The following is a 14,955-nucleotide window of genomic DNA, read 5'->3' as shown; positions in this document are numbered from 1 at the left end:
TTCCTCCATGCGGGGAGCGGCCTCTTTTACGCAAATACGGGAGGGCATTATCGTGATACGTTATGGAGACGAGCAGTGGAATGAATTGAAATTTACCGGATTCCGGTACGAAGCGGAGAAACGGGACGCGCAATGGATTGATTTGCTAATGCAACCTGAATTGGCGGATAATACGCCGGTGCCGCCGGATCTGATCGAATTCTCGATCATGGCGGTGTGCACGCACGAAGGACATCCGATTCAATTCGTTACATTAGACGAAGGAATCGATTGCGAGTATCAATTAACGGAATGGGAACAAGATCAACTTCGGGCATTTATCCGTACGGAGGAAGTAAGTAAAGCGATCTTAGCTGCAGCTGCGGAGAGCGTCGGTTCCTAGAACGTTTCTCCGAAGCTAGGCTCATGTGGTCGCTATCCGGTACATAGACAAAGCTTCCCCCAAATCTTTCCTCTGTGGTACACTGAGAGGAAAGAATGGTGAGCGGGAGGCGAGTTATGGATAGCATAGCATTGCTCTCTCCGACGGACGTAAATACGATCCGCCGGTACGTGCGAACAAAATATGCTCCGCTATCCGGAGATCGTCAAGCGGAGATCGTAGCCGATGCGATCCGGCGCACGTTGCAGCGAAGGTTGCCGGAATTGCCGGAGCGGATGAAACACAGACTGGTGGATCAACTTATTTCGCGATGCTTAATCGGCGAGCGAAGAGACGTACAACCTGACGACGTATTGGACATGTTCGCGGAATGGGAAGACGACGGCATCGTTCGCAAGGAACAGTTGATGGCTCCGATTCTCGAATGGATGAACGAGCTTTCTCCCGGACGATGGAGCGAAGCCCAGCTGACGTCGCGGATGGTTAGACGCAAAGCGGGATCTCCTACCGTCGTTCCCGAAAAGACGGAACCGCTTACATTGTCTGAGGGGCGCTGGAGGAGCTTAACCGGAGAAACGGGAAGGTTGCTTCGCAAGCTTATCTCTCCCGTTCCGGCGGTAGCTGCGCTAGCTCTCGTTATCGTATGCTCCGCAATGATAATCATGCAATTGAATCCAAAAACGATAAATGAAACGCAACAACCGGAAGTTCCGCCGGTAATGTCGGCTCCTCCGGTCGAATTGCCGGACATCGGTATGCCGCCGTGGTTGAAATACGCCGAAGTGGATGCCGATGTTCTGAAAAATTATTTAAAAAGCAGGGACTCGCTGCTCGTGGATGAACCTTTTTTCGGTTCGATCATGGCTAGCGCTCGGCATAACGATATTCACCCGCTCTTGCTGTTCGCGATAACCGGTCAAGAGCAAGGCTTCGTGCCCAGATCGGGCAAAGACGCCACACGGATTGCGAACAATCCGTTTAACGTCGGCCACAGCTGGATGGAATACAATACGGATACTCGCGATTCCGCGGATATTGCGTCCAGACTGCTCGTGAAGCTTGCTAAAAGCCGTCCCGATGGGGCAGAGCCGTTCGAATGGTTTAATCGAACCTACGCCGAGGATCCGCTCTGGTCGATCGGAGTGCAGAAAATATTCGATAAGCTGGCAAGTCTGCCGAACATAACGAAAGCCGAGTAAATCGCGGTCAACGCGGTTTACTCGGCTTTCGTCGTAATCATCATCGTTATCCCGATTCCTTCATCGAGATTCCGTTCAAGTAATCATGGATCGCCGGAGGCACTTGCGGCAACGCGGATAGCGTCAGCATCGCTCCGCTGGGCGTGGCGTCGATCGGGATGACGTTATAGATCCATTCCGCTTCTTGCTTAAGGTGGATCGCGTTAAGCCCGCATTGTAGGGCGGGGACGACGTCCGTGCGGATGGAATTGCCGATCATCCAAGTGTTCGCCCGATCGAAGCGACCTTTAGACAAAATATCTTCCAATGCGTCCGTGTTTTTATGCTGCCTGACGTAAATTCGATCCTCGAAATATCGCTCAAGCTTCATGTGCTCGATTTTGCGATATTGAATTAGCGATTCTCCGCCGGTGTAGAGGTGCAGCTCATTGCCGTTACGAATGAGAGAATCCAGTGTTTCATCCATTAGCGGGTACGGCTCGACTTCCATGTCGTAAACGCCGATTCCGAGTTTCCATAGTCGTTCTTCTTCTAAGACGGATGGCGCTCTTCCGGTGAGATCTCGGAAGTAGCGGTACGTATCTACAAACGATTGCGGGAAATGTTCGCTCTTGAAGCCGACGATCTGGACACCCGCAATATCGATTTCCGTTTGTTTAGCCGCGATGGCTTCCCTCGTAATGCCCGCAGCTCCGAACCAAGTCAATAATTCGTCGGCGAAACGGTCTAACGTGAGGTTGAAATATTTGTTGCAGTACACTAGCGTATCGTCAAGGTCGAATAGAATTTTTTGATTCATGCGTCTGCAGGTCTCCTTACGCTAAAGCTAAAATTTCAATGATATTAGGGTAATCTGGGAAGGGATCGAGCGTGTCGGCGATTGAAAACGAGTTCGCCTATTTTCATTATGGCGCGTGAAAAGAGGTTTGTAAATGAGAGGAAAGAGGAAAACTAAAAAGAAACCCTTCGATAAAATCCGAAGGGCGGGAGGTGATGGTTATGTCGAAAAACAAAAGTCAACTGGAGCAACGCAATAACATAAAAGCCAAAGACGTCGAACAAGAAGTTCAAATTGCCAAGATGAAACGTTTCCCGCCAAGCCTGAACGGAATCAATAAAAACTTGCCGTGATCTGATGAGTGAAGACATAAGCTCAGGCGTATTTCTGAATTTTCTCCGCTAAATTACGCTTAATGAGCCGAATGCGTTGTCGGACATAGAAGTCGTAGGAGCCCCCGCTTAACTCGCGGGGGTTCATTGTGCTGCCTGTGTCATTATCGATGATGACGAGCTTGCCGTCGTCGTAAAATTTGAAAGTTAGGTCTCGAGACGGCCTTGGTCCTCTGGGAGGTTCCAAGTAACGGAGATGTTCGCAATTCACCATCCATTATCCCACCTATTGGTTCAAGATATAGAACATTTGTTCTCGTATTGATTATAGCAAACATTTGTTCGTATGGCAAGAGATGACATAATGGCTTAAACTAGATGAATATTGGATCGAGGGGATAGGACAGCTATGATCGTAATTTCCGGATTAACCCGCACGATTCCCGATGGGAAAACGATATTGAATAACGTGAATACCCGTCTGGAGCCAGGTACTTTCATTTCCGTCGTCGGTTCGAGCGGAAGCGGCAAATCGGCGCTTTTGAAAGCGCTGGCGTTGAAGGAAATATGGACATCCGGCGAATATAGGGTCGACGGCAAGGACTTGATGAAAGAAGGGTTCTTGGCGAAGATGAGATTCCGCAGGCAGATCGCGTTCCTGGAGCAGAAGCCCTTGTTGTTCGAGAAAAAATCCGCGCTCAAGAACGTGCTTACGGGATCATCGGAACAGATGCCCCTATGGCGCAGGTTGACGGGCAGGGTACGCAGCGACGATCATATGGGCGCGATGGAGATGTTGGAGCAAGTCGGCCTCATGGAACGCGCGGACCAACAAGTGGAGAAAATGAGCGGAGGCGAACGCCAGCGGATTGCGATCGCGCGCTCCCTCGTTCACGGAGCGAAGCTGGTGTTGGCGGATGAGCCTGTATCGGGCCTCGATCCCCACTCCGCCGAAGAAATGATGCGAACGCTCAAGAAATTGTGCCATGAGAAAGGTACGACGATCGTTGCCGCGTTGCACCGCGTTGAGCTCGCCGAGAAATTCGCTGACGAAATCTGGGGAATGCAAGACGGCCGACTTATCTTGAACATCAAAGGCAGAAGATTGACCGCTGCCGAGAAGTCGGGTTTAACTTAGGGTCAAAAGAAGCCTGATGACGGGATCCCGCTAACAAACGGAACCGGACATCAGGCTTTCGCTCTAGCCGAACGATTTAAGATTCGGAATTCGGATCCGCCTTGCCAACCGAACCCGATTCATTCGCCAGCTCGTGCAAGGAAGTTATTTTCCCGTGCGGCTGCGGGTTTTGCTTCCGGCTTTTCCAAGTGCTTTCTCTACGGCGTTTGGAGGGGGGCATGCTTTTCCACCTTTCGGACTGCGTTCTTGGTACAAACTATAGCGTGGCGCATGCGAGGGGTACTTATTCAGTCGGCTCCGACAATCTTGCAAGGGGGTGGATGGCTTGGAACAACTTACGGTCGAATCCGTCTTCCCGGTATTATCCGTTAACGTCGGCAAAGTCTGGACGGGAACTTACAAAGGCAAAGAAGCGGCCTCCGGCATTACCAAGAAACCGGTGGAGCATTCTATCTGCGTTACGGAGCTGGGCCTTGCGGGAGACGAACAAGCGGATCTGGTCCACCACGGCGGTCCGGACAAAGCGATCTGCGTCTACATCTACGATCATTACGCGCATTGGGAACGAATGCTTAACCATTCCCTTCCTTATGGAGCATTCGGCGAGAATCTCACGGTTAGCGGCATGAGCGAACGCGATATCCATATCGGCGACATTTTTCGAATCGGCTCCGTGGTCGCTCAAGTCAGCCAGCCGCGGCAGCCTTGCTGGAAGCTCGCAATGAAATGGGGACTCGACGAGCTTCCACTGCTGGTCACTGAGACCGGAGCTACCGGGTTTTATTTCCGCGTGCTTGAGCCGGGAAAAATCGAGATCGGCGACGATTTACAACTGGCTCAAGTTCATTCGGCCCGATTAACGGTCGATGAAGCGAATCGAGTTATGCACAAGGATAAGACGGACGAGGAAGGGATACGTCGCTTATTGGACGTTGCTGAGCTCTCCGCAAGTTGGGTGAAGACGTTAACCAGCAGGCTGAACAGACTGCAAGAAAAATAAATCGTCCGAGCGAAGAGGCAGCCACGCGGCTGCCTTTTTTTACGCTTACGGAGCCAATCGATTTGGTCAAAAGGTGAGCAATGCCGCTATCCTTCGAACATATACTAGGAGCAGGGAGGCGATGGAAGGTGAACACGGCGCAGCGATTGGGCTATGGGAGCAAGGAGAGGCTGTTAATCGTGAACGCGGACGATTTCGGATTATGCCGGAGCGTGAACGAGGCGGTGTCGGAACTGCTGGCGGACCGGGCGATCAGTTCCGCGACGATCATGATGAATTGCCCATGGTCCGCGGACGCGGTTAACATGCATATGGCTTCCTGCCCCGAAGCCGACGTGGGGGTTCACTGGACATTAACGAGCGAATGGACCGCTTATAAATGGGGATCGATCTGCCGAAACCATTCGACGGCTTCATTGTCCGGTCCGGGAGGGTGGTTTCCGAAGACAAGCGCCGAAGTGGAGCGGAACGCCGATTCGGAAGAAGTTCGTCAGGAGCTGATCGCTCAGACGGAAGCCGCTCTAAGCGCGGGCGTGAAGCTGTCGCATGCGGACAGTCACATGGGTAGCCTATACGGATTCCATCTTGGCAAGGATCTGCTTACGGTCGCATTCGACGTATGCGCTCGTTACGGATTGCCTTTTCGACTGCCAAGACGTTTGATTCCCGTCGGAGGAAGGACGATACCGGCCGAGATCGGCGATCGGGCCAAGATCCGGGTGCGCCAAGCGGAGGATCGGGGAATCGTTCTGCCGGATTACGTGACCGGTCCGGAATATTCCTTAAGCGAAGGGGATACCTACGAGACGATGAAGGAGGAAGGAATCGGCTTGCTCCGACAATTGTTGCCCGGCGTAACCGAATGGATCTCGCATCCATCGAAGCTGACGGAAGAATTAAGATCGTTTCACGAGCAGCCGGAAAAACGGGAGATGGAAGCTAGATTCTGGCGGGATCGGGATGTCAGAGAGACCGTTGTCCGAGAAAATATCCGTTTTATCGGCTGGAAGGAGCTTCAGGAATTGCAGATGAGCCTGTCCGTTTAAATTATTCAACAACTTTTACCAAGATTTCGCATTCATTGGGAGGAAATCCGACTCTTTTCTCGAAATAAATAATGTTTGTATATTTTAAATTTTCTGAATTATCTCCAATTTAGCGCGGAAGGGGATTGCAGAACGTCATGGCTAATCTGCCAAAGGTCAACGAGCTCGGTTTTTTTGAAATTCGTCTGGAATCCATCGGAGGGCTAGGAGCCAATCTAGCAGGTAAAATGCTTGCGGAAGCCGGAGTCATGGGCGTCGGATTAAACGGCGTCAGCTTCAGCTCGTACGGCTCGGAGAAGAAAGGCTCGCCGGTGAAAGCGCACATCCGTTTCTGCGATATCGATACGCGGATTCGCGATACTTCGCCGGTGGAGAGACCGCACGTGATCGGCATTTTCCACGAGAATTTGTCCAAAACGGTGAACGTCATCTCAGGCATGTACGAGGACAGCATCGTCCTCGTCAACTCCAAGAAATCGCCGGAACAGCTCAAGCAGCAGCTCAAGTTGAAAGGCGGCATCATCGCCGTCGTCGACGCGACGGGAATTTCCATGGCGGAGAACAATCGCGCCAACATGGCCATGCTGGGCGGCTTATTCCGTCTCTGCGGCTTCCTTGACGCGGAGTTCATGAAAGGCGTTATCCGCAAATCGCTGGAGAAAAAATACCCGGCCGCCGTGCAACCGGCGCTGAATACGTTTCAGCGAGGCTTCGACGAGGTTCGGTTCCAGACGTTCGAGTTAGGGGCCGGAGACGCTATGCCTGATTTTGTCCGCATGGACACGCCCGTGCTAGGTTACGAGACGCAACCGCTCGGCGGAATGATCACGAATCCCGGTAACAGCATTTTGAAGGATCTCAGCATCTCGCGCGCCGGAATGATGCCTCATTTCGCGGACGACAAGTGCATCCATTGCGCGGCTTGCGACAACGTTTGCCCCGATTTCTGCTTCGTATGGGAAGAGCAAGCGGACAAGAAGGGCCGACCGCAGATGTTCCTGCAAGGAATCGACTATCAATATTGCAAAGGATGCTTGAAATGCGTTCAGGCTTGTCCGACGGAGGCGTTGTCCTCAGCGCTGGAAGAAGACGGTTATGCCGAAGGTCACCGCGTGCCTCACCGCTTTACGTTAGCGTTATAGAATGAGCTAGAGATAGAGCGCCGCGCGTTCGTTCAACGAGAAAACGATAGGAAGGTGGAGTCTGAATGTCGATCGATATTCGCAAGGAAACGGTCCGTCAAGGTACCGTAGAGCAAAGGATCGTCTATGAATCAGGCAACGAGATGGCTGCATACGCCGCGCACCAGATTAACTATCATATCATGGGATATTTCCCGATATCGCCCTCCACGGAAGTGGCGCAGTTTCTCGATTTAATGAAAGCGAACGGACAGCATGACATCGTCTTGATTCCGGCCGACGGGGAGCATGGCTCCGCCGGCGTGTGTTACGGTGCATCGACGGCAGGCGGGCGCGTATTCAACGCGACGTCAGCGAACGGTTACCTGTACATGCTGGAGCAGATGCCCGTCCAATCGGGCACGCGTTTCCCGATGGTCATGAATCTCGTGTGCCGTTCCGTATCCGGACCGCTCGATATTCACGGCGATCACTCCGATTTATATTTCGCGCTAAATACGGGCTGGCCGATCGTGCTCTGCCGCGATCCGCAAGCCGTGTACGATATGAATATAATCGCGCTTAAGCTTGCGGAAGATCCGGAAGTTCGCCTTCCCGTGCTCGTCGCGTCGGACGGCTATTTCACGAGCCATCAGAAGCGTCGCGTCAATACGTTCACGCATCGCGAGGACGTGCAGAAGTTCGTGGGCGAGCACCCTCCCGAAGGGTTCAAGCACGTACTCGACCGCAACAATCCGATCACTGTCGGACCTTATATGAACGAACCGGACTATATTAATAACTGTTACCAGCAGAGCCAAGCGATGTACCGCGCCGAAGGCGTATTCGACCGGATTCAGAAGGAGTACGCGGAACTGACGGGCAGGGAGTATCCGATTCTCGAGCTCTACCGGATGGAAGACGCCGAGGTGGCCGTTTTCCTGCTCAATTCATCGGCGGAGATTATCAAAGACGTGGTCGACCAACTGCGCGAGCAAGGCGTGAAAGCGGGAGCGATCTCGCCTAACATCATCCGCCCATTCCCGGCGCAGGCGATCACGGAGGCGCTGAAGAACGTCAAGGCGGTTACGGTCGGAGACCGTTCCGACTCTTATGGCGGTCATGGCGGCAACATGGTCATGGAAGTCCGGGCCGCGCTGCAGCAGTACGGCAATTCCACGACGATGGTCATCAGCCGGATCTACGGACTCGGCGGCAAGGATTTCTATGCGGAGGACGGCTTGAAGATGTTCGAGTTCGCTATCGACGCGGCGAACAAAGGATTTGTCGAGAAGCCGTACGACTATCATGGCATAACGGCCGGCGATCCGGCCAAAGCACCGAAACGAGTACTTGAACCGATGGAGTACGAATCTCTCAAGACCGGCCTTATTACGGTGACGCACGACGAGGCGACAGGCAAAGTGAACGTGAAAGTGCCGCCGCTCCGCCAATTGACGAAGAAGCCGAAGCGTATCGCTCCGGGGCACGGCGCTTGTCCGGGTTGCGGAATATTTTCCGGTCTCGAGCTGTTCTTCAAAGGCATCGAAGGCGATATCGTCGCATTGTTCCATACGGGCTGCGCGATGGTCGTCACGACGGGGTATCCTTACTCGGCGCACAAAGCGACATACATTCACAACCTGTTCCAGAATGGCGCGGCGACGCTGTCGGGCGTCGTGGAGATGTTCCATGAGCGCAAACGGCGCGGAGAACTCGACGAACTCGGCTTGAAAGACGACTTCACCTTCGTCATGATTACCGGCGACGGAGGGATGGATATCGGGATGGGGCCGGCGATCGGCGCCGCGCTTCGCAATCACCGGATGATCATCCTCGAATACGATAACGAAGGTTATATGAATACCGGAGCCCAGTTGTCCTACTCTACGCCGATGGGTCACCGGACTTCGACCTCCAACGTCGGTAAACATCAAGGCGGCAAAGTGTTCCACCATAAAGATACGGCGCAGATCATGGCGGCGACGAATATACCTTACGTGTTCACGGGAAGCGAAGCAAGTCCGATCGATCTCGTACGCAAAGGCGCCAAAGCCCAATGGTACGCGCAGAACGTCGGCATGGTGTACGGCAAGATTCTGATTACCTGTCCGCTTAACTGGCTGTCGGAGGATAAGGACGGGGCGGACATTATCGATTACGCCGTCAACACTTGTTTCTTCCCGCTGTACGAAGTCGAGAAGGGCGTAACGACGATCACGTACAACCCGGAGGAGAAGGGCAAACGCGTGCCGGTAGGCGACTGGCTGAAAATGATGGGTAAGACGAAGCACTTGTCTAAGCCGGAATACGCGGAAACCCTTAGGGAGTTCGAGCATGAGATCGAACGCCGCTGGAACATGCTGAAGGCGAAGCACGAGAATCCTTATTTATAAAGAATGGGGCATAGGCAACCATGCCATACGTCATGAAACACTCGATTACCGGCACGTTGCTGGCAAGCGTTCAACGCAACGGTTATAAGCTTGCGTATTACGGCATTATGAACTGGGAGGAGCCTCCGACGGTCGAGCAAATGGCGGAGGCGCTCGCGGAAGCGGGGGTCGAGCCGGGAGATCCGGCGGGCAAAATCGAAGATTGGGAATCGCTAAGTCTTAACGAACACGAGATGAAGATGGCGAACGTCAAGCTGCGCAACGATCCGCGCAGAGTCGTCTATTACCGGAACGGCATTCTCGCCGCGAAGGATGCATAGCCGTGAACGAACGGAAGGAGCCGATGCGAATCGGCTCCTTCCGTTCGTTATGAAACCCCTTCAAACCGATAGGATATCGAATACTAATCCGAAATCATCTTGAAATTATTGGGATTGTAAGGAGTCGTCGGCCAACCATTGACGGAACAGCTTAAGCGGCAGGAACTTCTTCTTGCCGAGAGAGCTGGCGAAGACGGCGACAAGCTCCCGCTCTGGCGAGACGAAAATATATTGCCCGCCGAATCCGACGGCGAAGACGACACGCGGTTTCATCGGGGCGCGTTCCCCGCCGTCTTCCGTCAGCGCCCACCAATGATAGCCGTATGCGCCGATGTTGTCGTAGCCTCGGAAGCGCGGTTTCATACTATCCGCGATCCAATCGCGCGACACGATTTGAGCGCCGTTCCACTCCCCGCGTTGTAGCACAAGCATGCCTAGTTTCGTCAGATCGCTCGGATACAGTTCCAAGCCGAAGCCTCCGACACTGATGCCTTGCGGATCGGAAGGCCAAGCATACGCTTCGATGCCGAGCGGGCCGAATAGATGGCGTTCCGCGTAAGCCGCGGCGGTCAAGCCCGTCGATCTCTGCAGCATCGCGCTCAGTACCTGGGAGGAGCCGGAATCGTAAGTCATGCGCGTACCGGACGGCCGGACGAGCGGCCTCGCCAGCACGAACCGCACCCAATCGGGGCTTTCCGTCATTGGGTAAGGCAAACCGCGCCAGTCGCCCATCTCTTGCCAGTCCCATCCCGGCGTCATCGTCAGCAGGTGCTCGGCGGTCAACGAAGCAAGATCGGAATTTTCCTTCGCTTCAGCTAACACATCAGCAATCGGAATATCGAGTCGTGGAAACTCGCCTCGTCCGATCGCGATGCCGATCAACAGGGAAAGAATGCTTTTCGTGATGGAATTGACTTTATGAAGGTTGTCCGCCGATCGATCGTCACGGGAATGGACGAGCAGCGTCTTGCCGCGTTCGCGAATTTCGCAATAGTCGATTCTTTCGCCGGCGATGCGCAAGGCGAGTTGTTCAGTCCGCGGACATTGAAAGGTTATATCGTCATTCATTCGTTAATCTCCGGTTGGATTCTCGTTTAATAGTCGGGCAGAATGGAAGCTTCCTTGCGGCCGTTCGTTTGCAGCATTTCGCCGATCCGTTGCAACCGCAGCACTTCGTGGGGCTTTAATTCCCGCTGAAAGTATCCGTATAAGTACGATGCTTCCAAGAAAGGGAGTGCCGTATAGCAGACGACTGGATTGTGGGAATACGGATTGTCGATGATGATTTGCCATTCGCCATCGCGCTGTTGGACGGGGATCGTCGTCAGAGCTTCATTCTTGGCCTGATAGATAAGGCTGAATTCATCCCAAATCTCGCACCAAGACGGGCTGAAGCGTTCCGGGCGGGGGAACAACTCTTTTGCTCTTGCCAGCTTGTTTCCGTACAAGGGAATTTCTTCGTCGGAATAAATTTTCAAGCCATTGCGGAAATCTTCCACGAAAGTATAGAACGCGAAGTACCCCGCGGATTCCATCTCCTTACTAAACGTTTGCTCTAGATGCTCGAGCTCGATTCGCATATAATGGTTAAAAGTCAACTCGGACATTGACGGCGACAGCCCCCTAACGGATTATACGTTCGGTATTCCCGTTGAATATTATACCGTACGGCGTGAGTTTGCACTCGGCTTTTTATGATATAATGAGGAGCAGTGTTGCAAGACAAAGGCAGATTAAGTTTTAGCTTTATGGGAGGGAACCACTCAAGATGAGCCGGCGTTTTGTCATCGAGGCCGTAATGATCGCGATTTACGGACAACTGCTTCAGCCGAAACAGCCTGTCGAATACAGGATCCCCTACACGTCGGTGATGGAGCTCTACGATATGAAAGACAGTTCGGAACCGGTCATGCCGGAGGCGGACGACGATGCGTACGTCAAGACGAAGATCGCCGAGATGATTAGTTATTTCGAAGATCCGTTTAATAAGAAGAAAATAGAGCGGGCTCTTATGGCACCATGGCGCGAAAGTCCGCCGTTGCCGATTAACGAGAACGTAACGTTCGTCGTCGTTAACGCGGCGGAAAATATGCAGTACGGGGAATTGTTCGATCCGATCGAAACGGAAATTCTTCTTATGTCATTGCGTTTGCAATGCCCGGTATTGACCGACCAAATCGAATTCCAGGACAAAGTCGTGCAAAATGCGGTACCGGTGCAGTTATACGACATCGACGATTTCGAATTCGCCGTGGAAGAAGGCGTACAGGCAGAAGAAATACGGGAATAACGAAGCTGCCGAGAATCTCGGCAGCTTTTGCGTCAATCGGAGGGGATGCGCGTGGTACGTTCGTTTGCCCGTTGGATGGCAAAAAGACTGCACAGACGTCAGAAGCTACGGCAATCTCTCCGTTGGTACGACTTATGGGGCGCCAAGAGGATGTCGATATCCGAGAAGGTCGATTATGCGGGCCTCCTTCACGATATCGGAGAATCCAATCGTGCCGTTCATGTGCTGACGGATATTCTTACCAAAGACGAGGTTCCGCAAGCGTACGAGCGACGAGCTCATATTTACAATGAACTCGGAAGGGAAGAGGAGGCGATCGCCGATCTGAACGCGGCGATCCGACTGGACTCGGAACCCTACATTTACTGGTATACGAGAGCGATCGCCCATCACGATCGCGGCGAATACGATCAATCCGTAAGAGACTTTAAGGAAGCTTTGAGTCGCAGGGAAGATTCGAAAGCTTCGACTTATTACGAACTCGGCAACGTCTTTATGAAACAAGAAAGCTTCAAGGAAGCGGAAGCCTGTTATCGCCAAGCTTCGAGCGATCCGGACAGGGCGATTCCGCATTATTATTACCGGCAGGCGCAAGCGCTCGAGAAGCTCGGCCGGACAGATGAGGCGCTCGCCGCGCTTGCCAAAGCGATTCGCCTGCAGGATAGCTGGAGCCTGACGGATGATCGGGGAGCCGCAATGCTGAAGACGAGAACGAATTACTCCCATGCGGCGGTTGCCAGTTTCTTAAGCGCTGCGCAGGACGAATACGGCTTCCGACTCTATCAATCGAAGCTGCTTGAAGCTGCGGGACAAGAAGCAGCGGCACTTGCTTCGATTGACGAGGCGTTAGCGCAATTCGCGGGAACCGCGGAATTGGAGCTTCGGAGAGCTAATCTGCTAAGGCTGAACGGACGCTTGCCGGAATCCATCGAAGCGTTGAAACGGCTGAAGGACGATCACCCGCAATGGCTTCCCGTATTTATGGAGCTTAGTACTTCGTATCGCATTACGGGCGAATATGCGGCTATGATCGAAGAGCTGCTGGCGGCTAAAGAGCGGTTTTCGGAGCATACGGTCGTTCGATTCTGGCTGGCGGATGCCTATCGCGAGGCAGGTCAAGCCGAAGAGGCACGCAAGGAAAACGAGGAATTGACGGCAATGGAGCCTGACGATCCGCTCAATTGGAAGCAAAGAGCTGAAATCGCGATCGACGCGGATCGTTTTCCGGAAGCCGACGAGGCTTACTCCAAAGCGATTCAATTGGAGGAGACGGCCGATTATTACATGCGCCGCAGCTTCTCGCGTTATATGGAAGATCGCTACGAGGATGCGATGATGGACATTCAGTCCGCGACTAAACTTGACGATAATCTCGAGAAAATGAGTAAAACCGCATTCGCTATGGGCGAGCTCTACGTGGGGATGGGCAATTGGAATCTCGCCGATGCCGAATATTCGCGCGCGCTGGCCATGGAACCCGACAACCCGCACATTTACGATCGTAGGGCGAGATGTCGGTTCGCGGCCGATCGCATGGAGGATGCTTTATCGGACTGCAACCGCGGATTACTGCTCGACCCGACGCACTCGCGACTCACTTGGTTAAGAGGTTTGATCCAATACCGACTGGACGACCATGAAGCCGCGCTCGCCGATTCCTTGGCCTATGCCGAACTAGTACCGGACGATTCTCAAGGGCAATATAACTTGGGATTGATCTACAATCATCTCGACCGGCACGACGAAGCGATCGCCGCCTTCACCAAGGTGATCGAGATGAATCCGTTCGAGGCACAGGCGTATTTGGAGAGAGCATCGTTATGGTATCATTATGCTTTCGACCGTTTAAGGGCTTCCGATGACTTAGCGCAATGGTTGCTCTATGCAGGCGGGGACAAACCGCAAGATGACCGTTTCGCCCTGTTGAGCGATATTCGCGGCTTCGATGACGACATGCGGGAAAGGGCAAAGGAACAATTCCTGCACATGTACGGCAACAGTAGATACCTATCTTGAAGAGGAGGAATTCATCATTATGAAATACAGAACATTGGGCAAGACGGGATTAAACGTATCCGTAGTAGGCGTAGGCACGTGGCAGTTCGGCGGGGAATGGGGAATCAATTACGAGCAAAAGGACGTTAACGCCATCATCGGCAAAGCGAAGGAACTGGGGATCAATCTGATCGATACGGCGGAATGTTATGGCGACCACCTATCGGAATCGCTCGTCGGCGAGGCGATCAGAGGCGATCGCAAAGACTGGATCGTCGCGACGAAATTCGGGCATCATTTCCACGGCAACTTCGACCGGACGGACGGTTTCGATCCTCAGGACGTCGTGCGTCAACTTGACGCGTCCCTTAAAGCATTGCAAACCGATTACATCGATTTGTATCAATTCCATTCCGGTCCGGACTCTGCATTCGATCAAGACGTGCTGTGGGAAACGTTGAACCGTCAAGTCCAAGCGGGCAAGATCCGCCATCTGGGCATCTCGATCGGATCGAACGAGAACATTCATCAGACGTCCCAAGCTACGAAAGTGAATGCCGAAGCGATCCAAGTCGTTTATAACCGCTTGGACCGTGCTCCCGAGAAAGAAGTGTTCCCCTCTTGCGAGAAGCAGAATCTGGGCGTCTTGGCGCGCGTTCCACTGGCAAGCGGTTTCTTAAGCGGCAAATATAAACCGGGCGCTCAGTTCCCTTCGAATGACGTGAGATCGAGATGGGATCAGATTAAGCTGGATACATACGCGAAGGAAGTCGAAGCCATTCAGCGCGACGAAGTACCGCCGGGCACGGACATGGCGGCATGGGCTTTGGCATGGTGCTTGAAGAACCCGGCAGTCACGACCGTTATTCCGGGCTGCAAGGATCCGGCTCAGGTAGCAGCGAACGCGGCTGCTGTAGAATTGGTTTAAGACGGATAAACGAGCAACAAGCGCAATCGA

The 14,955-nt window shown here is 53.2% G+C and carries 16 protein-coding genes; 12 read left to right on the top strand and 4 right to left on the bottom strand.

From position 1 onward, the window contains the following. Positions 1 to 52: 52 nt before the first annotated feature. Together D7Z26_RS02590 and D7Z26_RS02585 are read left to right on the top strand one after the other, a co-directional pair. On the top strand, positions 53 to 382 hold the full coding sequence (locus tag D7Z26_RS02590; protein ID WP_147423819.1) for a hypothetical protein: 330 nt from the start codon (positions 53 to 55) through the stop codon (positions 380 to 382). 116 nt (positions 383 to 498) lie between these two features. Beyond that, positions 499 to 1,581: a hypothetical protein gene (locus D7Z26_RS02585; protein ID WP_120974510.1), complete on the top strand. Its 1,083-nt coding sequence runs from the start codon at positions 499 to 501 to the stop codon at positions 1,579 to 1,581. 46 nt (positions 1,582 to 1,627) lie between these two features. Here D7Z26_RS02585 and D7Z26_RS02580 read toward each other — a convergent pair whose 3' ends face one another. After that, positions 1,628 to 2,380, bottom strand: coding sequence for an HAD family hydrolase (locus tag D7Z26_RS02580; RefSeq protein ID WP_120974509.1), 753 nt, complete (start codon positions 2,378 to 2,380; stop codon positions 1,628 to 1,630). 200 nt (positions 2,381 to 2,580) lie between these two features. Here D7Z26_RS02580 and D7Z26_RS27905 point away from each other — a divergent pair, with 200 nt between their 5' ends. Further along, the gene (locus D7Z26_RS27905) at positions 2,581 to 2,712 is read left to right on the top strand and encodes a hypothetical protein (protein ID WP_267900959.1); all 132 of its coding nucleotides are present in this window, start codon (positions 2,581 to 2,583) and stop codon (positions 2,710 to 2,712) included. A gap of 388 nt (positions 2,713 to 3,100) precedes the next feature. Then, positions 3,101 to 3,829 (top strand): phosphonate ABC transporter ATP-binding protein, encoded by a 729-nt coding sequence (locus tag D7Z26_RS02570; RefSeq protein ID WP_120974507.1) that lies wholly within the window; start codon positions 3,101 to 3,103, stop codon positions 3,827 to 3,829. Positions 3,830 to 3,905: 76 nt separating this feature from the next. On the opposite strand, the gene D7Z26_RS27650 is transcribed toward D7Z26_RS02570, so the two are convergent. Further along, positions 3,906 to 4,049: a DUF6254 family protein gene (locus tag D7Z26_RS27650; RefSeq protein WP_233566568.1), complete on the bottom strand. Its 144-nt coding sequence runs from the start codon at positions 4,047 to 4,049 to the stop codon at positions 3,906 to 3,908. Positions 4,050 to 4,154: 105 nt separating this feature from the next. On the opposite strand from D7Z26_RS27650, the gene D7Z26_RS02565 reads away from it, so the two are divergent. The 5 genes from D7Z26_RS02565 (at position 4,155) to D7Z26_RS02545 (ending at position 9,712) form a co-directional block, all read left to right on the top strand. After that, positions 4,155 to 4,829, top strand: coding sequence for an MOSC domain-containing protein (locus D7Z26_RS02565; protein WP_120974506.1), 675 nt, complete (start codon positions 4,155 to 4,157; stop codon positions 4,827 to 4,829). A 128-nt stretch (positions 4,830 to 4,957) separates the two neighbouring features. Next, entirely contained in the window at positions 4,958 to 5,875 is a 918-nt protein-coding gene (locus D7Z26_RS02560; RefSeq protein ID WP_120974505.1) for a polysaccharide deacetylase family protein, read from the top strand. A gap of 137 nt (positions 5,876 to 6,012) precedes the next feature. After that, a complete protein-coding gene (locus D7Z26_RS02555) occupies positions 6,013 to 7,017 on the top strand; it encodes a 2-oxoacid:acceptor oxidoreductase family protein (RefSeq protein WP_120974504.1) in 1,005 nt (334 codons plus the stop codon). A gap of 65 nt (positions 7,018 to 7,082) precedes the next feature. Further along, positions 7,083 to 9,392, top strand: a complete 2,310-nt coding sequence (locus tag D7Z26_RS02550; protein WP_120974503.1) for a thiamine pyrophosphate-dependent enzyme — start codon at positions 7,083 to 7,085, stop codon at positions 9,390 to 9,392. 20 nt (positions 9,393 to 9,412) lie between these two features. Beyond that, on the top strand, positions 9,413 to 9,712 hold the full coding sequence (locus tag D7Z26_RS02545; RefSeq protein WP_120974502.1) for a hypothetical protein: 300 nt from the start codon (positions 9,413 to 9,415) through the stop codon (positions 9,710 to 9,712). A 105-nt stretch (positions 9,713 to 9,817) separates the two neighbouring features. On the opposite strand, the gene D7Z26_RS02540 is transcribed toward D7Z26_RS02545, so the two are convergent. Beyond that, positions 9,818 to 10,780 carry a serine hydrolase domain-containing protein gene (locus D7Z26_RS02540; protein ID WP_120974501.1) on the bottom strand — a complete coding sequence of 321 codons (963 nt, stop codon included), beginning with the start codon at positions 10,778 to 10,780 and terminating at the stop codon, positions 9,818 to 9,820. 26 nt (positions 10,781 to 10,806) lie between these two features. Beyond that, positions 10,807 to 11,319 (bottom strand): hypothetical protein, encoded by a 513-nt coding sequence (locus tag D7Z26_RS02535; protein WP_120974500.1) that lies wholly within the window; start codon positions 11,317 to 11,319, stop codon positions 10,807 to 10,809. A 161-nt stretch (positions 11,320 to 11,480) separates the two neighbouring features. Between D7Z26_RS02535 and D7Z26_RS02530 the strand changes: the two genes are divergently transcribed. The 3 genes from D7Z26_RS02530 to D7Z26_RS02520 are packed head-to-tail and all read left to right on the top strand — an operon-like array spanning position 11,481 to position 14,925. Next, the gene (locus D7Z26_RS02530; RefSeq protein ID WP_120974499.1) at positions 11,481 to 12,002 is read left to right on the top strand and encodes an ADP-heptose synthase; all 522 of its coding nucleotides are present in this window, start codon (positions 11,481 to 11,483) and stop codon (positions 12,000 to 12,002) included. A 51-nt stretch (positions 12,003 to 12,053) separates the two neighbouring features. Beyond that, complete coding sequence (locus D7Z26_RS02525; protein WP_158602161.1) at positions 12,054 to 14,018, top strand: tetratricopeptide repeat protein; 1,965 nt, start codon at positions 12,054 to 12,056, stop codon at positions 14,016 to 14,018. A gap of 19 nt (positions 14,019 to 14,037) precedes the next feature. Further along, entirely contained in the window at positions 14,038 to 14,925 is an 888-nt protein-coding gene (locus D7Z26_RS02520; protein ID WP_120974497.1) for an aldo/keto reductase, read from the top strand. The last annotated feature ends 30 nt before the right edge of the window (positions 14,926 to 14,955 follow it).

Origin of the sequence: Cohnella endophytica, assembly GCF_003628305.1 — a bacterium.
Taxonomy (GTDB): Bacteria; Bacillota; Bacilli; order Paenibacillales; family Paenibacillaceae; genus Cohnella; species Cohnella endophytica.
Note: the sequence above shows the minus strand (reverse complement) of the source record. Positions and strands in the feature narration are given on the sequence as shown.

Bases quoted from the DNA above. Each gene is read 5' to 3' on its own strand.
- D7Z26_RS02580 (WP_120974509.1), bottom strand. From the start codon at position 2,380: ATGAATCAAAAAATTCTATTCGACCTTGACGATACGCTAGTGTACTGC.
- D7Z26_RS02540 (WP_120974501.1), bottom strand. From the start codon at position 10,780: ATGAATGACGATATAACCTTTCAATGTCCGCGGACTGAACAACTCGCC.
- D7Z26_RS02520 (WP_120974497.1), top strand. From the start codon at position 14,038: ATGAAATACAGAACATTGGGCAAGACGGGATTAAACGTATCCGTAGTA.
- D7Z26_RS02550 (WP_120974503.1), top strand. From the start codon at position 7,083: ATGTCGATCGATATTCGCAAGGAAACGGTCCGTCAAGGTACCGTAGAG.
- D7Z26_RS02535 (WP_120974500.1), bottom strand. From the start codon at position 11,319: ATGTCCGAGTTGACTTTTAACCATTATATGCGAATCGAGCTCGAGCAT.
- D7Z26_RS02555 (WP_120974504.1), top strand. From the start codon at position 6,013: ATGGCTAATCTGCCAAAGGTCAACGAGCTCGGTTTTTTTGAAATTCGT.
- D7Z26_RS27905 (WP_267900959.1), top strand. From the start codon at position 2,581: ATGTCGAAAAACAAAAGTCAACTGGAGCAACGCAATAACATAAAAGCC.
- D7Z26_RS02570 (WP_120974507.1), top strand. From the start codon at position 3,101: ATGATCGTAATTTCCGGATTAACCCGCACGATTCCCGATGGGAAAACG.
- D7Z26_RS02585 (WP_120974510.1), top strand. From the start codon at position 499: ATGGATAGCATAGCATTGCTCTCTCCGACGGACGTAAATACGATCCGC.
- D7Z26_RS27650 (WP_233566568.1), bottom strand. From the start codon at position 4,049: ATGCCCCCCTCCAAACGCCGTAGAGAAAGCACTTGGAAAAGCCGGAAG.
- D7Z26_RS02545 (WP_120974502.1), top strand. From the start codon at position 9,413: ATGCCATACGTCATGAAACACTCGATTACCGGCACGTTGCTGGCAAGC.
- D7Z26_RS02530 (WP_120974499.1), top strand. From the start codon at position 11,481: ATGAGCCGGCGTTTTGTCATCGAGGCCGTAATGATCGCGATTTACGGA.